The organism is Ciceribacter lividus (assembly GCF_003337715.1).
Classification (GTDB): Bacteria; Pseudomonadota; Alphaproteobacteria; order Rhizobiales; family Rhizobiaceae; genus Allorhizobium; species Allorhizobium lividum.
In genome coordinates, this window is sequence record NZ_QPIX01000003.1 from 161,702 (window position 1) to 181,287 (window position 19,586).

Annotated in this window: 15 protein-coding genes; 9 read left to right on the plus strand and 6 right to left on the minus strand. The window is 63.2% G+C overall.

The window, feature by feature from the left end; translation table 11 throughout:
• Positions 1-91: 91 nt before the first annotated feature.
• The 3 genes from DFR48_RS06965 to DFR48_RS06975 all read left to right on the plus strand — a co-directional run bounded on the left by DFR48_RS06965 (position 92) and on the right by DFR48_RS06975 (position 5,475).
• Entirely contained in the window at positions 92-1,885 is a 1,794-nt protein-coding gene (locus DFR48_RS06965) for an acyl-CoA dehydrogenase C-terminal domain-containing protein (protein ID WP_114362462.1), read from the plus strand.
• 151 nt (positions 1,886-2,036) lie between these two features.
• On the plus strand, positions 2,037-3,245 hold the full coding sequence (locus DFR48_RS06970) for an acetyl-CoA C-acetyltransferase (protein ID WP_114362463.1): 1,209 nt from the start codon (positions 2,037-2,039) through the stop codon (positions 3,243-3,245).
• Positions 3,246-3,261: 16 nt separating this feature from the next.
• Complete coding sequence (locus DFR48_RS06975) at positions 3,262-5,475, plus strand: FAD-dependent oxidoreductase (RefSeq protein ID WP_114362464.1); 2,214 nt, start codon at positions 3,262-3,264, stop codon at positions 5,473-5,475.
• A 94-nt stretch (positions 5,476-5,569) separates the two neighbouring features.
• On the opposite strand, the gene DFR48_RS06980 is transcribed toward DFR48_RS06975, so the two are convergent.
• A complete protein-coding gene (locus tag DFR48_RS06980; protein WP_114362465.1) occupies positions 5,570-6,601 on the minus strand; it encodes a glycerophosphodiester phosphodiesterase family protein in 1,032 nt (343 codons plus the stop codon).
• A gap of 299 nt (positions 6,602-6,900) precedes the next feature.
• Between DFR48_RS06980 and DFR48_RS06985 the strand changes: the two genes are divergently transcribed.
• Both DFR48_RS06985 and DFR48_RS06990 read left to right on the plus strand, forming a co-directional pair.
• Complete coding sequence (locus tag DFR48_RS06985; protein ID WP_114362466.1) at positions 6,901-7,110, plus strand: cold-shock protein; 210 nt, start codon at positions 6,901-6,903, stop codon at positions 7,108-7,110.
• Between the two features lie 179 nt (positions 7,111-7,289).
• Positions 7,290-8,999, plus strand: coding sequence for a GH32 C-terminal domain-containing protein (locus DFR48_RS06990; protein ID WP_114362467.1), 1,710 nt, complete (start codon positions 7,290-7,292; stop codon positions 8,997-8,999).
• A 45-nt stretch (positions 9,000-9,044) separates the two neighbouring features.
• Here the strand turns inward: DFR48_RS06990 and DFR48_RS06995 are convergent, their stop codons facing one another.
• The 3 genes from DFR48_RS06995 to DFR48_RS07005 form a co-directional block, all read right to left on the minus strand.
• Positions 9,045-9,785, minus strand: a complete 741-nt coding sequence (locus DFR48_RS06995; protein ID WP_114362468.1) for a metallophosphoesterase family protein — start codon at positions 9,783-9,785, stop codon at positions 9,045-9,047.
• 202 nt (positions 9,786-9,987) lie between these two features.
• The gene (locus tag DFR48_RS22080; protein ID WP_210205966.1) at positions 9,988-10,362 is read right to left on the minus strand and encodes a BA14K family protein; all 375 of its coding nucleotides are present in this window, start codon (positions 10,360-10,362) and stop codon (positions 9,988-9,990) included.
• 187 nt (positions 10,363-10,549) lie between these two features.
• A complete protein-coding gene (locus tag DFR48_RS07005; RefSeq protein ID WP_114362470.1) occupies positions 10,550-14,059 on the minus strand; it encodes a hybrid sensor histidine kinase/response regulator in 3,510 nt (1,169 codons plus the stop codon).
• A 212-nt stretch (positions 14,060-14,271) separates the two neighbouring features.
• On the opposite strand from DFR48_RS07005, the gene mscL reads away from it, so the two are divergent.
• The 3 genes from mscL (at position 14,272) to galE (ending at position 17,209) form a co-directional block, all read left to right on the plus strand.
• Positions 14,272-14,700, plus strand: a complete 429-nt coding sequence (gene mscL, locus DFR48_RS07010) for a large conductance mechanosensitive channel protein MscL (protein WP_114362471.1) — start codon at positions 14,272-14,274, stop codon at positions 14,698-14,700.
• Between the two features lie 133 nt (positions 14,701-14,833).
• Positions 14,834-16,003 carry a pyridoxal phosphate-dependent aminotransferase gene (locus tag DFR48_RS07015; RefSeq protein ID WP_114362472.1) on the plus strand — a complete coding sequence of 390 codons (1,170 nt, stop codon included), beginning with the start codon at positions 14,834-14,836 and terminating at the stop codon, positions 16,001-16,003.
• 168 nt (positions 16,004-16,171) lie between these two features.
• Complete coding sequence (gene galE, locus DFR48_RS07020; protein ID WP_114362473.1) at positions 16,172-17,209, plus strand: UDP-glucose 4-epimerase GalE; 1,038 nt, start codon at positions 16,172-16,174, stop codon at positions 17,207-17,209.
• Between the two features lie 27 nt (positions 17,210-17,236).
• On the opposite strand, the gene DFR48_RS21920 is transcribed toward galE, so the two are convergent.
• Positions 17,237-17,572, minus strand: coding sequence for a protein tyrosine phosphatase family protein (locus DFR48_RS21920; RefSeq protein WP_162698952.1), 336 nt, complete (start codon positions 17,570-17,572; stop codon positions 17,237-17,239).
• A 137-nt stretch (positions 17,573-17,709) separates the two neighbouring features.
• Positions 17,710-18,585 carry a DUF6030 family protein gene (locus DFR48_RS07030; protein WP_114362475.1) on the minus strand — a complete coding sequence of 292 codons (876 nt, stop codon included), beginning with the start codon at positions 18,583-18,585 and terminating at the stop codon, positions 17,710-17,712.
• A gap of 267 nt (positions 18,586-18,852) precedes the next feature.
• Here DFR48_RS07030 and DFR48_RS07035 point away from each other — a divergent pair, with 267 nt between their 5' ends.
• The gene (locus tag DFR48_RS07035; protein WP_114362476.1) at positions 18,853-19,539 is read left to right on the plus strand and encodes an SH3 domain-containing protein; all 687 of its coding nucleotides are present in this window, start codon (positions 18,853-18,855) and stop codon (positions 19,537-19,539) included.
• Positions 19,540-19,586 lie beyond the last annotated feature (47 nt).

A 19,586-nucleotide genomic window follows, 5' to 3' on the forward strand; every position in this document is an offset into this window, starting at 1 on the left:
TTTGCGGTCGCGACGAATTGACGTTTACGCAAACGTCAATATTATAGCGACCACACCCGCTGTCAGGATCAGTCTCGGAGGAAGATGACACATGCCTGTCTACAAGGCCCCGGTTAACGATACGCTTTTCGTGCTCAACGACGTGCTTGGCCTCGAACGTTACCACAACCTGCCCGGCTTCGAGGAGGCAAGCCCGGACATGGTCGAGGCGATCGTCGGCGAAGCCGCAAAGCTGGCGGAAGAGGAGCTGTTCCCGCTCAACCTTTCCGGCGACCAGGAAGGCTGCAAGCGCGACGACAGCGGCAACGTCAGCGTGCCGAAGGGTTTCAAGGAGGCCTATGACGCCTATTGCCAGAGTGGCTGGATCGGTCTTGCCGTTCCGCAGGAATTCGGCGGGCAGGGGTTGCCCTACACCCTGCATGCGGCCGTCGGCGAGTACATGTCGTCCGCCAACATGGCGCTGATGATGTACCCGGGCCTGACGCAGGGCGCGATCGCGGCGATCCTCGTTCACGGTTCCGACGCCCAGAAGCAGACCTATCTGCCGAAGATGGTCGAAGGCACCTGGTCCGGCACGATGAACCTGACCGAGCCGCACTGCGGCACCGACCTCGGTATGCTGCGCACCAAGGCTGTTCCTCAGTCCGACGGCAGCTACAAGATCTCGGGTCAGAAGATCTTCATCTCGGCCGGCGAGCATGGCATGACCGAGAACATCATCCATCTGGTGCTCGCCCGCATAGAGGGCGCGCCGGAGGGCACGAAGGGTATTTCACTCTTCATCGTGCCGAAGTTCCTCGTCAACGATGACGGCTCCGTCGGCACCCGCAACACGGTTTCTTGTGGTGCCATCGAGCACAAGATGGGCATTCACGGCAATTCGACCTGCGTCATGAACTATGACGAGGCGACCGGCTACCTGATCGGCGCGGAGAACAAGGGTCTCGCCGCCATGTTCGTGATGATGAACGAGGCGCGTCTCGGTGTCGGTCTGCAGGGCCTCTCCATCGCCGAGGTGGCCTACCAGAACGCCGCCAACTACGCTCGCGAGCGCATCCAGGGTCGTTCGCTCTCCGGCGTCAAGGCACCCGACAAAAAAGCCGATCCGATCATCGTACACCCCGATGTCCGCCGCGCGCTCTTGACGATCAGGGCCTTCACCGAGGCCGGCCGCGCCTTCACGCTGTGGACCGCGCTGAAGTCGGACATCGCCCACCGTTCGGGCGATGCTGCCGAACGGCAGGCAGCCGACGATACCCTCGGCCTGATGACGCCGATATTGAAGGGCGTCCTGACCGACAAGGGCTTTGATCACGCCGTCATGGCCCAGCAGATCTTCGGTGGCCACGGTTACATCGAGGAACATGGCATGAGCCAGTATGTCCGCGATGCCCGCATCGCCATGATCTACGAAGGCGCGAACGGCATCCAGGCACTCGATCTGGTCGGCCGCAAGCTCGGCATGAACGGCGGCCGCGCCGTCATGGCACTGTTCAAGGAAATCGGCGACTTCTGCGAGGAACATCGCAGCGATGAAGCGATGGTGGTCTATACCAAGGGCCTGAAGAAGGGGTTGAACGACCTGCAGGCGGCCACCATGTGGTTCATGCAGAATGCCATGGCCAAGCCCGACAACGCGGGCGCCGGCTCCACCGATTACATGCACCTCTTCGGTCTGGTCGTTCTCGGCTACATGTGGGCCAAGATGGCGAAGGCCGCCAAGGACAATCTCGCCGCTGGCACCGGCGATGCCGACTACTACAAGAACAAGCTGATCACCGGTCGCTTCTACATGGAGCGGATCATGCCGGAAACCGCGCTGCGCAAGAGCCGCATCGAGACCGGCGCCGACACCACCATGGAGATGGCCGCGGAGGCGTTCTGATTTTCCCCTTCTCCCCGGCGGGGAGAAGGTGGCCGAAGGCCGGATGAGGGGGCTGCCCCCTCATCGCCTCGCATTCGCTCGGCACTTCTCCCCGCTGGGGAGGAGAGGGACAATGAATTTCCGGCGCCCAGGCGCCCAAGGGAGAGAAACCATGACCGAAGTCTATATCTATGACCACGTGCGCACGCCGCGCGGCCGCGGCAAGAAGGACGGTGCGCTGCATGAAGTACCGACGCCGCGCCTCGCGGCGAAGGCTCTGGAAGCATTGCGTGACCGCAACGGCCTCGACACCTCGACCGTCGACGACATCATCTTCGGCTGCGTCGATCCGGTGATGGAAGCTGGTGCCGTGATCCCGAAGGCAGCCGCCTTCGAGGCTGGATACGCGTTCAGAGCCCCCGGCATCCAGATTTCGCGCTTCTGCGCCTCGGGTCTCGACGCGGTCAACCTCGCCACCGGCAAGGTCAAGTCCGGCTCGGACGACATCGTGATCGCCGGCGGCGTCGAATCGATGTCCCGTATCGGCATGGGCATGTCGGGCGGTGCCTGGTACATGGACCCCTCGGTCAACTTCCCGGCCTATTTCATGCCGCAGGGCGTGTCGGCCGACCTCATCGCCACGAAGTACGGCATCTCCCGCGACGACGTGGATGCCTATGCCGTCGAAAGTCAGCGACGTTCGGCCGAATCCTGGGCGAAGGGCCATTTCGCCAAGTCGGTGATCCCGGTGAAGGATGCCAACGGCCTCGTCATTCTCGACCGCGACGAGCACATGCGTCCCGGCACCGACATGCAGGCGTTGGCGCAGCTGCAGCCCTCCTTCCAGATGCCGGGTGAAATGGGCGGCTTCGAAGCCGTGGCCATCCAGGCCCATCCGGAAGTCGAGCGCATCAACTATATTCACCACGCCGGCAATTCTTCGGGCATCGTCGACGGTGCCGCCGCCGTTCTGATCGGCTCCAAGGAGGGCGGTGAATCGATGGGCCTCAAGCCCCGCGCCCGCGTTCGCGCGTTCACCAATATCGGCTCGGACCCGGCACTGATGCTGACCGGTCCGGTCGACGTCACCGAAAAGCTCCTGAAGAGGACCGGAATGAAGATTTCGGACTTCGACCTCTTCGAACTCAATGAGGCCTTCGCCGCCGTGGTGCTGCGCTTCATGCAGCATTTCGAGGTCGATCATTCGAAGATGAACGTCGCCGGTGGCGCGATCGCCATGGGGCATCCGCTCGGCGCGACCGGCGCCATGATCCTCGGCACGGTTCTCGACGAGCTGGAGCGCCGTGATCTCAACACCGCGCTCGTCACGCTCTGCATCGGTGCCGGGATGGGTACCGCGACCGTCATCGAACGCGTCTGATCCGGGGAGGAAGAATATGACCTACAAGAACTTCACCATCGAAACCGACGCCGACGGCATTGCCCTGGTCACCTGGGACATGCCCGACAAGTCGATGAACGTTTTCACCGTCGAGGTCATGGACGAGATAGAGAAGATCGTCGACCAGACCGTTGCTGACGCAGACATCAAGGGCGTGGTCTTCACCTCCGGCAAGAAGACCTTCTCCGGCGGTGCCGATCTCACCATGATCAAGGGCATGTTCTCCATGCTCGAGGAAGAGAAGGCGAAGGATCCGGCCGGCGCGGTCCGCAAGCTCTTCGATGCCGCCGGCCGAATGACCTGGCTGTGGCGCAAGATCGAGACCTGCGGCAAGCCGTGGGTCGCGGCGATCAACGGTACCTGCATGGGCGGCGCGACGGAACTGTCGCTGGCCTGCCACGGTCGGGTTGCTTCGAACGCCAAGTCGGTCAAGATCGGGCTGCCGGAAGTCAAGGTCGGCATCTTCCCGGGCGCCGGCGGTACCCAGCGTGTTGCGCGTCTCGCCAATACGCAGGACGCCTTGCAGATGATGACCACGGGTTCGAGCCTGACCGCCGCCCGCGCCAAGGCGATGAACCTCGTCCATCAGGTCGTCGAGCCGGATCAGTTGATCTCGGCCGCCAAGCAGATGATCAAGGATGGTCTGAAACCCGTCGCCCCGTGGGACGAAAAGGGCTTCAAGGTGCCCGGCGGCGGCATCTGGACTCCGGCGTCGGCCCAGCTCTGGCCGGCCGCCTCCGCCATCCTGCGCCGCGAGACCGCCGGCAACTATCCGGCCGCGCTCGCCATCCTGAAGTGCGTCTACGAAGGTCTGCAGGTGCCGTTCGACACCGGTCTCAGGATCGAGCAGCGCTACTTCACGCAGATCGTACAGACCAAGGAAGCGTTCGGCATGATCCGTTCGCTCTTTGTCTCCATGCAGGAGCTCGGCAAGGGCGCCCGTCGCCCGGCAGGCGTCGGGAAGACCGAACTCAACAAGGTCGGCGTCGTCGGCGCCGGCTTCATGGGCGCGTCTATCGCCTATGTCACGGCGGCCGCGGGCATCCCGGTGGTGCTGATCGACCGCGACATCGAGGCGGCGACCAAGGGCAAGTCCGTGTCCGAAGGCCTCGTCGCCGGCGCGGTCGGCAAGGGCCGGATGTCGAAGGAAGACGGAGAAAAGCTGCTCTCCCTCATCACCCCGTCTGCCGACTACGCCTCGCTCTCCGATGCGAACCTCGTCGTCGAGGCCGTGTTCGAGGATCGCGACGTGAAGAAGGCCGTCATCGAGGCCGTCGAGGCCGTCCTGCCGGAGGGCGCGATCTTCGCCTCCAATACCTCTACGCTGCCGATCACCGGTCTCGCCAAGAATTCGAAGCGTCCGGCCCAGTTTATCGGCGTGCATTTCTTCTCGCCGGTTGAGAAGATGATGCTGACCGAAGTGATCCTCGGCAAGGAAACGGGCGACAAGGCGCTGGCCGTCGCGCTCGACTACGTCGCGGCGATCAAGAAGACGCCGATCGTGGTCAATGATACCCGCGGCTTCTATGTCAACCGTTGCGTCTTCCGCTACATCAACGAAGCCTATGACATGCTGGCCGAGGGCGTGCCCGCGGTGATGATCGAGAATGCGGCGAAGTTCGCCGGCATGCCGGTCGGTCCGCTTTCGCTGAACGACGAGGTTGCCGTCGACCTCTCGCAGAAGATCATGCGCGCCTCGATTGCCGATCTGGGCGAGGCCTCGGTCAAGCCGGAGCACATGAAGCTCATCGACAAGATGGTGGACGAACTCGACCGTCGCGGCCGCAAGAACGGCAAGGGCTTCTACGAGTATCCGGCGAAGCCCGCCAAGAAGTTCCTGTGGCCCGGCCTCAAGGAACTCTATCCGCAGCAGAAGCCGGAGAACGTCAGCGTCAAGACCCTGCAGGAGCGTCTGCTCGTCACCATCGCGCTGGAAGCGGCCCGTACCATGGAAGAGGGCATCGTCACCGATCCGCGCGAGGCCGATGTCGGCTCTATCCTCGGCTTCGGCTTCGCCCCCTATACCGGCGGCACGCTCTCCTACATCGACGGCATGGGCGTGAAGACCTTCGTGGAACTCTGCGAGAAGCTCGCAGCCTCCTACGGCGACCACTTCAAGCCGACGCCGCTGCTTCTCGACATGGCCGCCAAGGGCGAGACTTTCTACGGTCGCTTCGATCCCTACGGCCAGGTGGAAAAGGCAGCGTAACGTTGCACCATTCTTTCGCGAGAGAGCGAGGAAATGAATTTGGAAGGCGGCTCCGGCCGCCTTTCTCTTTTTGACGGCCTCGGTGCCCGACGTCTCACGATCCGGTCGAATAGGGCCTCCGCAACCCCTGCCGCTCGAGCCAGCCGATCAGCGCCTTCGGCTCGTCGGTCTGGATGATGGTGACACCGTGGTCGATCCAGAAGCCGTAGACCTCGTCCGGACGTCCGCTGGACATTGCGAGCCCGTCGCCGCGCCCGCCGGCGACCATTCCCTCGGGCCGGTTGGTAATCGGATAGGTATTTATCCAGAGATGGGTGTTGTTGCGGATCGCAACCGCGCGCGCCTGGGCGGAAAACAGGGCGCCGCCGTCCGTTGTCGGGCCGGGCGCGCCATCCTTGTGCCAGACCACCAGTTCGGCGGCCGGAGCCGCCACCTGTCTGTCGACCTTCTCGATGAAGCTCGCGTCGCGGACCGCATCATCGGCGAGAATCGGCATGAAGAGCACGTTACCCCCGATGCGATCGAGCACCGCCTTCGTTCGGGCGAGCCGTTCCTCGTTCCAGATCGGTGCCTTGACGACGATGCCATCAGCCATCCCGAGGCGACGTGCGACCGCGACGATGTCCGGCAGGTCTTCCGGCTCCAGCTTGTTGTCGACGTTGACGAGGATCCGACCGCGGGCGTGGGTCAGCATCTCTTCGAAGGTCGGGACGGGTTCGGCACTCACTGCGCCGCTTGCCTCGACTTTCAGCCGGCACCGGCGAAGCTCCTCGAGCGTGTGGTCGCTCACCGCGCCGACGCAGGTGGTGGTGCGCTCCAGCGTCGGGTCGTGCATGACCACGAGCGCGCCGTCGTGCGAGCGGCGGACGTCGAGTTCGACCAACTCGACCCCGAGCGAAACGGAATTGTCGATCGCCGCCTTCGAATTTTCGGGGCGCATGGTCTGCCCGCTTTCCTTCCATCCCGCCCGGTGCGCCACCACCATCACATGGTCGCGCCAGCGGTTGGCGTCGCTCAGGCGTTCGCGGATCTGGGAACTACGCCCACCCGCCGGCATGGAGGCATCTGTGGCAATCGTCGGCGCCACAAGAAGAACGGCGGCAAGCATTGGGGCGAGGCGGCGCATCGGTCAATCCTCCATCCTGTTTCGTCAGGAGAGCGGATAGGCGGGCTCGGTCACAGAGGCGTGACGGATCGGTGAATCTTCGATGACAGTGTGGGAGCTCGATGCCGATGTCGCGGATTTCGCCGGAAACGTCTTGCAAAAGACGAAATCCGCACTTAGTTGTATCGCCATCGATCTTGCTAGACGAACTCTGTCCCGGCCGTTGGTGCCGTTCTGGCGAACTTCCCTTCAAAATCGGTTACACCACCGCAGCACCCGCATGCTGCACAACTTTCGACGCGATTGAAAAGGAAATCGTCATGAACACTGGTATCGTAAAATGGTTCAACGCCACCAAGGGCTACGGCTTCATTCAGCCGGACGACGGTTCTGCGGATGTCTTCGTCCACATCTCTGCCGTTGAACGCGCCGGCATGCGCGAGCTCAAGGAAGGCCAGAAGCTCTCCTTCGAGTTGGCTCGCGACAAGCGTTCGGGCAAGACCTCTGCGGACAACCTGCAGGCTCTCTAATCGGAATTGTTCTCCGGAGCGCGACCACGGATCTGCCGGCGCGCTTTGTCGAGATCAAGGGAAGGTCGGGTTCGCCCGGCCTTTTTTTGTTTGCGACGGACTTGCCACGCTATGCCCACGATCGTCCCTTTACTTGTTTCGGCGCTGCCCTAGGCTTCTATGAAGGAAAAGGAGCTGCGATGAACGACAGAGCAAAAGCGCCGGCCAGGACCACGTTGCGCACGATCCAGGCGGATCTGCCCGTCAATGCGGTGTGGCATATCTGGCTGAAGGCCATGGTGCCCGGCATCCAGGGCGCGCTTTCCTTTTCCAGTGCGAACGGCAAGTTCGGCGAGGTGATCGCCAGCAACGCCGAAGAGTATTCCTTCCGCATCTACCACGTCTTCGGCGGCGGTCCGGTCGAGATAAGCTACGACACGGACACCACCTCCGTCTCAGTTGCCTACTGGTTCACCGCCCAGGAGGTGCTGGAGACGGGAATAACCGTCGTGCACACCAACCCGGCCAATGCACCGCCGGACCTGCCTGAGTCCTATCATTTTCGCCCGCCCTTCGGCTGGATGAATGATCCGAACGGTTTCGGCCGTTTCGGCGGCAGGCCACATCTCTTTTACCAGCACTATTCGCACGGCCTGCGGTGGAACAACATGCACTGGGGCCATGCCGTCTCCTCCGACTATCTGCGCTGGCGGCATCTGCCGATCTTTCTCTTCCCGTCGGAGGATCTGATGGCACGGCCGGACCGGCGGGGAGGCGCCTTTTCCGGGTCGGCGATCGCCTTGCCGAACGCACCGGGCATCCGCGTCTTTTTCACCGAGAAGGTGCAGGATCGCGCACCGGAGCAGGAGATCCAGATGACGGCGACCTCGTCGGACCTCTTCAGTGCCGGACAGGCGGAGGTCATCCTGCCCAGTCGTCCGGAGGGCGAGGGCCTGACCTTCGACTTCCGTGATCCTTACGTGTTCAAAGGCCCGGACGGACACTGGAAGATGCTTCTCGGCAGCCAGAGTGCGGAGGGCGGGGTCATCCTGCTCTACGAGACGCTGGACGTGACCGCTGCGGGAGGCTGGACCTATCTCGGCAAGCTCCTGGTCGAGAAGCGTCATGCGACGACGGCCATCGAATGTCCTTGCATGTTGCCGCTCGACGGCGTCCTGACCGACCCTGCAACTCGCTGGGTGCTGATCTACGGGCTGATGAACAGCGTCGACGCGGCGACCGGACGGCGCAATCTCACCATGGCGGAGGTCGGCTGGTTCGACGGGCGAGACTTTTCGCGCGAGTTCATCCAGGAACTGGACTTCGGCGCCGACAATTATGCCTTCCAGGCGTTTCTCGACGGCGATGCGCCGGTCGGGATGGGCTGGCTCGCCAATTGGGCGGAAGCCTCGCCGACCATCGACTTCCCGACGGCCATGACGCTCCCGCGCACCTTGAAGCTCGGCGGCAACGGGCTTCTGACACCGCCGATCGGTGCGGCCGAGAGCCTCAGAGGCTACATTCTCGACCGCACGCGCCTGGCCGCCGGACAGGGCGTGTCGTTCCTCCGCGGTGCGGTCGAAATCCTCTTCGAGCTCAAGGAGCCGGGTGCGCCCTTCGATCTCCAGTTCGATCATGCGAACGTGGACCTCGCCCTCGTCCAGGATGAGGCCGGCCTTTCGATCCGCCATCGTGTCGGGGATGGACCGTCGCCGAATTTCATCGCGCCGGGCGCGAAAGTGCGGCGGCTGCGCATCTTTCTCGACTATGGTTCGATCGAGGTCTTTGCGGATCACGGCCGGTTTGTCGGCACCAAGCGGATTGCCGGGTTCGAGCCGGTCCGAGCCGCCAGGTTTGCGGCGGGGACCGAGAATGTCGCCCATGCCACGGTCTGGTCGCTGCGGCTCTGACGGGTTCTCTGCCCCTGTTCTCGGCGAGCCTTCGCAATCATGTCGTCACCTGCCCCTGAAGAGCCGGGTGGCCAGGCTCTCGGGCAGCCCCGCCGCCCTTATCCTTGCGGCTGCCGTCTCGATGTCGTAACCTGCCCGGCGGAATTCCAGTTCGCGCATCTCGCTGTCGTAGAGGCCGAACGCCGCCGACGGGTCGCCGTCACGCGGCTGGCCGACCGCGCCCATGACCGCAAGCCAGCGCCGCTGCTGCAGGAGCGGAATGCCGGTGGCCGTGTAGGGAGAGAAGCTGGTGATCTTGCCGCTCGGCGCAAGGGCGTAGAGCGCCGGCCGGTGCACGTGGCCGCAGAAGCTGGCCCGTGCGGTGCAGGCGGCGAAGTGGTTGTCGGCGGCTTCGGCGTCGGTCACGTAGCGGAAGCGTTGCGGCGAGGATGCGTCCGCATGGACGTAGAGCCGGCATTCGTCGGTCGCTTCATACGGCAGCGTTGCGAGGTAGGCCTTTTCGTCGGTGGTGAGCTGCGTGCGCGTCCATTCCATGGCGGCCCGCGCCGTCTCGTTCATCGACACGCCCGGATCGGAGACCGCCTGATCGTGGTTGCCACGGATCACCACGGCGCCCTTCTCTGAAAGCTCCATCGTCTTTTGCACGCACCAGCCGGGATCGCCGCCATAGCCGACGATGTCGCCGAGGATGACGTAGCGCTCTGCGCCCTGCGTCTCGGCCGCGGCAAGGACAGCTTCGAACGCCTGCCGGTTGGCATGGATATCCGAAAGAATGGCGATCCGCATGGTCCCTCCCTGGCGCACATGGAACTTCTGCACCAATTTGGGGTGCGTTCGTCCGTCGCGCTATTGGTCGGAAGAAGCATGGGGCAAAATAAAGGAATACCGTCCATACCTCGGACCGCACTCGAAATGCCGCGGGTCGGCAGGAGTCAGGCAACAACGCGCAAACGGCCGCGTGGCCGTCTCACGATTCCTTCCGGTCGCCTCAGCGGTACGGGCTTCTGCAGCGATGGAAGCGCCCGTCGAAACCGAAATAGGTGTCCGTCCGCGGGTTGTACGACCGGTAGCGGTTCATGCACCATCGTACATGGGCCGACGGCAGATAGTAGTACGCCGGTGGAGGAAGACGTCTGTAGACCGGCGGCGCAGGTCGGTACCATGTGGGCGGCGGCGCTGGGCGGTAGTACCATGGCGGAGGTGGACGATACCACGGTGGCGGTGGCCACTGGACGAGATCGAGATCGCTGGCGGTTGCCGGCGCTGCGGGAGCAGCGGGAAGGGTCGCCGCGGCCACATTGGACGTAGCGATGGCGAGGCACGTCATCCCGACTGCCAGTAAACGCAGTGGATGTTGAAGCATGTCACAGACCTCCTCGACGATGCGGAACAGGGCAGTCACGGTCGCATATGCAGCAGGGACGCGCCGCCGCGGTTGCAGGAAATGCGCCACCGGCGGAATCCATTCATTTCAAAGAAGTCTAAATTAGCAGGTATGCGATACATATCCTTGACCTGCGTCAAGTCTCATGGCGCTTCCGGAAACGCCGTCATTCCGCGGCGGCGCGCTTCAGTCCGGAAATGTGGGTGATGAAGGCGCGAAGTGCTGCCGGCTTCACGGGCTTGTGCTGCAGGCCGATATTGTGGCGTTCGGCTTCGGTGCGGACCTCGATCGTCCGGTCGGCGGTAATCAGCAGTGCCGGCACCTCGGCGCCGTAGAGTGTCCGCAGTCGCAGGATCGCCCCGATGCCGCTGCCGTCCCCGAGATGGTAGTCGGCGATGATGATATCCGGCGGCACCGGGCTCCTCGCGACGATCGGATCGAGGTCCGCGATCGACCCGGCACACTCGACCTCGCATCCCCAGCCGGAAATCAGCACGGCCATGCCGTCGAGGATGTTCGGTTCGTTGTCGATGCAGAGAACCCTGAGACCACTGAGGGGTTGCGCCACCTCTCGTGCACCCTGCGTGGCCGCAGATCTGACGGCACCCTGCACGTCACGCTCGCGCGGCACCACGATCTTGAAGGTCGTGCCCTTGCCCTTTTTCGAGGACAGTTGCACGGGGTGGTTCAGGACCTTGGCGATGCGGTCCACGATCGAAAGCCCGAGGCCGAGCCCGGAGGCGGTCTTGGCGCCCTCGTCGAGGCGCGCAAACTCCTTGAACACGGTCCGGAACTTGGAGGTCGGAATGCCGATACCCGAGTCCATCACCTGGATGACAACGTCCTTGCCGCTGCGACGTGCGCCAACCAGCACTTTGCCGGAGGGTGTATACTTGATGGCGTTGGAAACGAGATTTTGTACGAGGCGTCGCAGCAGGTTGGGATCGGAATGCACCTTGAGCGAGGTCGGCATCACGACGAGTTTCAGGTTCTTTTCCCGCGCCATAGGCTGGAAGTCGGTTTCGATCCGCTCCAGCAATTCCTGCAGCGGAACGGCCGTCAGCCGCGGCTTCATCGCGCCGGTGTCGAGGCGCGAGATGTCGAGAACGGCGCCGAGGATGTTCTCGACCGACTCCAGCGCGGAGTCGATATTGCGCACCAGCGTGCTATTTTCCGACTCGCCCAGCCTTTCGACGAGCGAGGACGAATAGAGCCGTGCAGCGTTCAGCGGTTGCAGGATGTCGTGGCCCGCGGCGGCGAAGAAGCGGGTCTTGCCGATATTCGCGTCGTCTGCCGCGGCCCGCGCTTCGGCAAGCGCATGGTTGACGCGGGTGAGTTCGACGGTTCGCTCGCTCACCCTCTGTTCGAGTGTCTCGTTCGCCTGCTTCAGAGCCTTGTCGGCCGCCACCTGGCTGGTGATGTCGCTGAATGTCGCGACGATGCCCTTGTCAGGCATCGGATTGCACCGGACTTCGATGATCCGCTCGCCGCCCTGCAGCACCAGTTGGAACGGCTTGTCGAAACGCTGGAAGTTGCGGACCACCTGCGTCTGTTCACCCACCGGCACATCGCCGCGACCGGAGAGGATGGCGATGATGTCGGTCAGCGGGTAACCGACCTGGCCCACGTGTTCCGGCAGATCGAGAAGGGTACGGAAGCGCCGGTTCCAGATCGTCAGCCGATTGGTGCTGTCGAAAACGGCGATACCCTGGTCCATCTGCGAGAGCGCCGTCTGCAGCATGTCCTGATTGTATTGCAGGGCTTCGCTCGCCTGGTCGAGGAGCCAGGCGGTATCGGCTGAGGTGTCCTCGGCCTTCTGCAGCATCAGAGACAGGACGAGCCGTGCCGACGACGAGCCGATCGCACTGCCGAGCAATTGCTCGGAAAAGTGGATGAAGGCCATATCGGCCGGGCTGTCGTCATCGAGGTGGCGTCCCGCCGCCTGCTCGTAGCTGCGGAACGACCGCTCCATCCGCTCCTCGCCGAGATAGCGGGCGATCGCCGCCTTGAGGTCGCCGACGCTGACGCGGGTCTTCCAGCCGCGCGTGGCGAACTGCGAACGTGGATGCCGTCTGACGAAGATGCCGGACTGGATGCGCTCGACCGGCTTCAGGTTGCGGCTGACCGAACCGAGGATGAACGCGGTAGTGTTGAGGAGCAGGCTGAGGATGGTCGCGTTGACGAGAGGGTCAGTCTCGGGACCGCTGAAGGTCGCGACCCCCGGGAAGAGAAAGCTCAGGATGGTCGAGGCAAGTTCTGCGTTGTCGCCGACGCCGAAGCTCGGCAGAAACAGGAGATAGGCCCAGACGAAGATGCCGATGCTCAGGCCGAGGATCGCGCCACGTGCGTTGGCGCGGCGCCAGATCAGTCCGCCGAAGAGCGAGGGGGCGATCTGTGCGATCGCGGCAAAGGACAGGAGGCCGATCGAGGCGAGGCCGCTCGTGTTGTCGGCGGAGTGATAATAGAGGTAACCGAGGAGCACGACGCCGAGGATCGACAGTCGCCGGATGTGCAACAGGGTCTTCGCGAAGTCGGCGCGCTGGCTCGGTCGTGCGAGCACTTTCTGACGCAGGAAGATTGGCAGCACGATGTCGTTGGAGACCATGATCGCCAGCGCGACCGAAGCGACGATGACCATTGCAGTCGCCGCCGAGAATCCGCCGAGGAAGGTGATCAGGGAGACGAGTTCCATCTCGTTGTGGAGCGGCAGCGACAGCACGTAGAGATCGGCATCGCCCGTGCCCCCAAACGTCAGGATACCGCCCACGGCTGCCGGCAGCACGAAGAGATTGATCGCGACAAGGTAGAGCGGCAGCAGGATGCCGGCCGTCTTGAGTTCGCGGGCCGTGCGGTTCTCCACGACCGTCACGTGGAACTGGCGCGGCAGCATGATGATCGCGAAGGCCGAAAGCCCGATCAGCAGCAGCCAGCGGCTGATCGGCGTCTGGTAGGAGAGTGCCTCCATGACCGCCGGCGCCTGGCTGGCGGTTCGCCAGAGATCGGCCGGCCCGTCGAAGAGGAAGAAGACGACCGATATCCCGAGCGTCCAGAAGGCGACGAGCTTGACCACCGATTCCATGGCGATCGCCAGGATCAGGCCGTCCTGATGCTCGGTCGCGTCGGTGTGGCGCGTGCCGAAGATCACCGCGAAGCAGGCAAGCGAGATCGCGACCAGCAGCGGCAGATCGACGAAATAGAGGTTGCCGGTGCCGATACCATAATCGGACGGATCGACCATCGCCGCGACAGAGTTCGAAACCGCCTTCAGCTGCAGGGCGATATACGGAATGGTTCCGACCAGCGAGATTCCCGTCACCAGCATGCCGACGATCGGGTTCTTGCCGTAACGCGCGGCGATGAAGTCGGCCCCGGAGGTCAGCTTCTCCGCCTTTGCAAGCTCGGTGATCCGACGGATGATCGGCATGCCGAGCGTGAACATGAGAATCGGCCCGATATAGATGCCCGTGAATTCGAGCCCGCGCTCGGCCGCGAGCCCGACGCCACCGAAATAGGTCCAGGAGGTGCAATAGACAGCAAGGCTCAGCGCATAGACCACCGGGCGTCCGCCCGCGGGCACGCCGAAGAGCCGGCTCTTCCGGTCGCCATAGCTCGCCACCGCGAAGAGCAGCAGCAGATAGGCGAAAGCCGATACGAAGATGATCCACCCTGGAAGCACGCTTTCTCCTCGTCACGAGCGTCCTACATCCATTCGACAAAGCTTACGGGAAGTGCAAGCCTTTTTAAATCGTGGGAAAATTGATCTTAAGTCGAAGATGGGGAGTGACGACGATTACCGGTTTCCGACAGCCGAGACTTTCATTAGCATTGTCGTGCATCCGGGTTGGTCGAGACGTGCAGATTCTTTCACGAAACGTCAGGGAGATAACAATGCTCAACGAGTTCAAGACATTCATAGCCCGTGGCAACGTCATGGATCTGGCCGTCGGTGTCATTGTCGGTGGCGCCTTCGGCCTCATTGTGAACTCGCTCGTCAACGACATCATCATGCCGATCGTCGGTGCTTTCGGCGGGCTAGATTTCTCCAATTACTTCCTGTCGTTGAGCAGCAAGGTCACGGCGACGACGCTTGCCGCCGCCCGCGAGCAGGGGCCGGTAATCGCCTACGGCAACTTCATATCGGTCATCCTCAACTTCCTGATTCTCGCCTGGGTCATCTTCCTGATGGTGAAGGCCGTGAACACGATGCGTGAATCGTTGGAAAAGAAGCCGGAAGCCAAGGCCGAAGCTGCGCCGCCGCCGGCCGACATCCAGTTGCTCACCGAGATCCGCGACCTGCTGAAGACGAGGGCAAGCTGACGACGACCCGGGCGATCGGGAATAGTCGCTGGAGCGTCGGATCCATCACCGAAATCGATCCCAGGCTCACGCATTGTCATGGGATTTTCGATCTGTGATCGGCTATGAACGGCCAAAACGGAGAAGCCGAAGCATGTCTTTTGTCGCCAGCCTCAGCCCGCGTGCCGTATCCGCCCCGGAAAGCGGGATCGTAGAGATCTTGAACTACGCCCGCGGACGCGAAAACCTGCTGCCGCTGTGGGTGGGGGAGGGAGACCTGCCGAGCCCGGATTTCATCAACCGGGCGGCCAGCGAGGCTCTGCTCGCCGGTGAGACCTTCTATACCTGGCAGCGCGGCATTCCCGAACTGCGTGAGGCTCTGTCGCTCTACTACGCCCGTCATTTCGCCGTCTCGCTTTCGCCGGAACACTTCTATGTCACGGCGTCCGGCATGCAATCGATCGTCCTTTCGGTTCAGGCGCTCACCTCGCCCGGCGACGAGATGGTCTTCCTGACGCCGGCCTGGCCGAACATCGTCTCGGCGATCGAGCTCGCCGGCGCCCGTGCCGTGGGCGTCGAGCTCTCTTTCGGTCACGGAAGCTGGTCGCTCGATCTCGAACGGCTGGAAGCCGCGATCACGCCGAAGACCAAGGCGATCTTCATCAACACCCCGTCGAACCCCACGGGCTGGACGGCCAATAGAGAGGATCTGACGGCGATCCTCCACCTTGCCCGCAAGCACGGTATCTGGATCCTCGCCGACGAAATCTACGCGCTCTACTACTATGGCGCGGCTGTGCGTGCCCCCTCGTTTCTCGACGTCAAGGATGCCGACGACCGCATCATCTTCGTGAATTCATTCTCGAAGAACTGGTCGATGACCGGCTGGCGCGTCGGCTGGATCGTCGCGCCTCCGGAGACGGGGCAAGTCTTCGAAAACCTCATCCAGTATTCGACATCCGGTGTCGCCCAGTTCATACAGCGCGGTGCAGTCGCCGCACTCGACCACGGTGACGACTTCGTCCGCGCCAATTTCGAGCGTGCGGTCCGTTCCCGCGACCTGCTCTGCGATGCCCTGATCGCCACCAACCGGGTCGAGACCCTGAAGCCGGAAGGGGCGCTCTACGCCTTCCTGAAGATCGACGGGGTGAGCGACAGCCGCGCTGCGGCGCTCGACATCGTCGACAAGACCGGAGTTGGCCTTGCACCCGGAACCGCTTTCGGCAAAGGCGGCGAAGCCTTCCTCCGGGCCTGTTTCCTGCGCGATCCGCGCCAGATCGAGGATGCAGCCGGCAGGCTCTGCGACTACATTCTCGGTCGTTGATTGCCGCGGGGGCTCCACTCCGCTTTTGCGGCTGCGGAAAGAACTTCGCCTTCGTCAAAGTTAGGTACAGAATTGCCTCAACGAACGGACTTCGTCCGGTGCGGGTGCTTGTGCGGCCGTCGCCGCCACATGTAGCGTTTTCCTGCGAATCAAGAGGGGAGAGGAACGATGGCGATATTGGTGACCGGCGGTGCGGGATATATCGGCAGTCACATGGTCTGGGCACTGCTCGACGCAAGCTACGAGGTCGTGGTGATCGACCGGCTGTCGACGGGTTTCCGCTGGGCCATTCCGCCCCATGTCCGCTTTTACGAAGGCAATGTCGGCGACGCAGTGTTGCTCGACCGGATCTTCTCGGAAAATGCGGTCGAAGCGATTATTCATTTTGCTGCCTCGATCGTCGTCCCGGAATCCGTCGCCGATCCGCTTTCCTACTACGAGAACAACACCGGCAATACCCGTGCGCTGCTGTCCGCTGCGGTGAAGGCCTCCGTGCCCCATTTCGTCTTCTCGTCGACGGCAGCGGTCTACGGGACGCCCGACAAGCCGGATCCGGTTCTCGAGATCGCGCCGCTTCGGCCCGAGAACCCCTATGGCCAGTCGAAACTCATGAGCGAGATCATGCTGCGCGATACCGCGCGTGCCCATGGGCTGAAATATGCGGTGCTGCGGTATTTCAATGTTGCCGGCGCCGATCCCGCCGGCCGCTCCGGGCAGTCGACCCGCAAGGCGACCCACCTGATCAAGGTCGCCTGCGAGGCGGCCCTTGGAAAGCGCGAGAAAGTCGATGTCTATGGAACGGACTATCCGACGCCCGACGGCACCGGCGTGCGCGACTACATCCATGTCAGCGACCTCGTCGATGCGCACCTGAAGGCGCTGGAATATCTGAGAAACGGCGGCGAGTCGCTGACCGCCAATTGCGGTTACGGTCGGGGCTATTCGGTCCTCGAGGTGCTGGAGGCCGTCGGGCGGGTGCGCAGCGAGCCGGGCAGCAGCAATGGCGGCCCGCTCGAGGTTTCCTACGGCCCGCGGCGCCCCGGCGACGCCGCCTTCATCGTCGCCGACCCGACGCTTGCGCGCTCGGCCCTCGGCTGGACGCCGCGCCACGACGATCTCGATTTCATCGTCCGCACCGCCCTCGACTGGGAGCGGCGCCTCGATAGAGGTGAAATTCAGCAGCGGACGCCGGCCGAAAGCGCCTGAGGCCGGCTACAGACCGACCAAGCGAGATCAGCCGCCGATCTGCTGCGCCATCTGGTAGAGCCCGGCGCACCGTGCGCCGGATGCGCAGAAGGCAAGAATCGGACCCTCGGTTTCTTTGAGCAGAGAACGCAGTTTCTTTGCCTGCTCCATCGGCACGCCGCCGCCGACCGGCAGGTAATAGGCGGGAAGGTTGCTCGCCTTGGCTGCCTCCTCGATTGCGGAGAACTTCGGCTGGCCCCAGCCCTCGCCGTCAGGGCGCATGCAGATCACCGCGGCATAGCCGGCTTCCGCGACCTTGGCGATGTCGCTCGGCTTCAGCTGGCCCGAGACGTGAAAATTCTGTGTAAGGGGGCGAATATGCACGATACGGCTTCCTTTCAATTCGTTGCGGCGGGAGAACTGGCTCGAAAGAGCACCCGTCCGCTGTCTCGCAGCACAAATATAGCTGCATCTATATGTATTCAAGTGGAAGCGAGGCCGTTGCGGCAAAATGCCGGCGCTTACGGTGGTGATGCTGCAGGGCGTCCTGTCTCTGCCGGGCTCGCCGCCGGCATTCGCCAATGACGGATGGTAGCCGCCGGCAGCCGCGGTTCACCGGGTTTGAGCGGCAGCCATCCGTCCGGAGCAAAATAGGCGCGGGTCCTCCTGACGAGTGGACTTCGGCCGTCTGGGGCGAGGATGAAATTGTAACCGTTGGTGATCACGAAGTCGCGGCTGAACTCGACCGATATCCCGAAGCGTATCGCGGAATAGTCGGTGAGCTTTCGGGCTGCGTCGACTGCGGGTGCAAAGTCGCGCCAGGTCGTGCGGTCGATGATCTCCGACAACGCCTCGACGAGCCACGCCTGCGCCGTTTCGCCCGGCATGCCGGCGGGGGCGACGAGCTTCATGCGGATCGAATGGACTTCCCCCTCCGGCGTGCCTTTGGCAATGAAGAACAACGAGGTCTCCTCGCCATCGGCGTCGGGAGCCGCAAACCGCGTTTCCGACAGGCATTCGGAGGTCCGGCGGTCGTACTCACTCGGCTGCCAGCCGGGATTCTTCAGACCTGCCCGGCTCAGTTCGCTGCAGAGGGTCGGCCCCTTGAGGCGGATGTCGCGGACGAAGGTGCCGGCCGAGGGTTCGATGAAATCAGTGAAGAAGTATCGGGGAACGTCGACCGGCACGGGTTCGAGTCGCCGGCCCTTGAGGGCAACGGGTGCGTCCGTCCCTGACGGTTCCGCCAACAGCCGGTCCAGTCCGTAGCGCCGTGCCAGCGACCTCAGATGCTGCATGTCGTTGGCGAGCAGGAAGGTCGCTGCGATCGCCGAAAGAATGACGACGACGAGGACACCGAAAAGGAGATGGCTGCTCCTCTTCGGTCGGGCGGGCTTCACGCCCACTTCCTTCCGGCTTGTTCGTCGTCTTGTGCGATTCGGCATGCGGGTCTTCTGTCTTCGGTATCGGGCCGTTTATGGCATGGAACCGGGCGCCTGGCCTATATCCATCCTGCAGCCTCGCGTTGAGGCTGCTCGCGGCAATCGTCCACCCTTGGGCGAACGGCCAAGTTTGGGCCAACACGCCCGCCGCCGGCATCCGTCGTTGACCGGCGGAGAGGCGCCCCATAGGCAGCCGGGATCGCAGCCTCAAGAAGGATTGTCTCGATGCCCATGTCGCGCCTCTTCCCGACTCTCGCCGGTCTCCTTTGCCTCGCCATGGCCGCTCCGGTCGCCGCTTCCGACCTGTGGAGTGTGACCTCTTCGAAAGGATCCTGCCACATCTCGTTTGATCAGGATCCTGTAGCCGAGGGCATCTTTGCCGTCACGCAGCACGATTTCACCTGCCCGGAAAACCTGAAGACGATCTCCGGTTACTCGATGAACAATGGCGACGGCACCATCATCTTCTATTCCACCGCATCCGGTCTCGAACAGATTGCGCGTGCCGACAAGGAACAGCCCGGCATCTATGTCGGCATGACGCTGGACGGGGAGACCCTGCAGGTCGTGCACTCCGACGTGGCCGAACCGCAGCCGGAGCCCGCTGCCGGTAGGGCCGGGTGCCTGCCTTATGCGGGAGGCGGTTGTGCCCAGCCGAACGACATCGGCGCGCCTGATGTTGCCGCCGGCATCACTTCGATCCATATGGTGACGCGCATGAACGTCCGCGCCATGCCCAGCACGGAGGGTGCCGTTCTCCGGCGCGTCGAGGCAGGGCAATGCGTCGACATCGTCGGCTGCGTCGAGCAAAACGGCACGACCGTCTGGTGCGAGGTCAAGATGAAGACCTACCGCGGCTGGGTGCTGAAGCAGGACGACCGCAAGGTCTATGCCCGCAACGCCTGCGGTTGAGAATGGCCTGATTGGAAATCAGCGACAGGACGGCCGCTGCGCGCGCG

Excerpts from the sequence above, each read along its gene's own strand:
- DFR48_RS06975 (WP_114362464.1), top strand. The coding sequence starts at position 3,262 with ATGACCTACAAGAACTTCACCATCGAAACCGACGCCGACGGCATTGCC.
- DFR48_RS06970 (WP_114362463.1), top strand. The coding sequence starts at position 2,037 with ATGACCGAAGTCTATATCTATGACCACGTGCGCACGCCGCGCGGCCGC.
- DFR48_RS07015 (WP_114362472.1), top strand. The coding sequence starts at position 14,834 with ATGTCTTTTGTCGCCAGCCTCAGCCCGCGTGCCGTATCCGCCCCGGAA.
- DFR48_RS06995 (WP_114362468.1), bottom strand. The coding sequence starts at position 9,785 with ATGCGGATCGCCATTCTTTCGGATATCCATGCCAACCGGCAGGCGTTC.
- DFR48_RS06990 (WP_114362467.1), top strand. The coding sequence starts at position 7,290 with ATGAACGACAGAGCAAAAGCGCCGGCCAGGACCACGTTGCGCACGATC.
- DFR48_RS22080 (WP_210205966.1), bottom strand. The coding sequence starts at position 10,362 with ATGCTTCAACATCCACTGCGTTTACTGGCAGTCGGGATGACGTGCCTC.
- mscL (WP_114362471.1), top strand. The coding sequence starts at position 14,272 with ATGCTCAACGAGTTCAAGACATTCATAGCCCGTGGCAACGTCATGGAT.
- DFR48_RS07035 (WP_114362476.1), top strand. The coding sequence starts at position 18,853 with ATGCCCATGTCGCGCCTCTTCCCGACTCTCGCCGGTCTCCTTTGCCTC.
- DFR48_RS06965 (WP_114362462.1), top strand. The coding sequence starts at position 92 with ATGCCTGTCTACAAGGCCCCGGTTAACGATACGCTTTTCGTGCTCAAC.
- galE (WP_114362473.1), top strand. The coding sequence starts at position 16,172 with ATGGCGATATTGGTGACCGGCGGTGCGGGATATATCGGCAGTCACATG.
- DFR48_RS06985 (WP_114362466.1), top strand. The coding sequence starts at position 6,901 with ATGAACACTGGTATCGTAAAATGGTTCAACGCCACCAAGGGCTACGGC.
- DFR48_RS06980 (WP_114362465.1), bottom strand. The coding sequence starts at position 6,601 with ATGCGCCGCCTCGCCCCAATGCTTGCCGCCGTTCTTCTTGTGGCGCCG.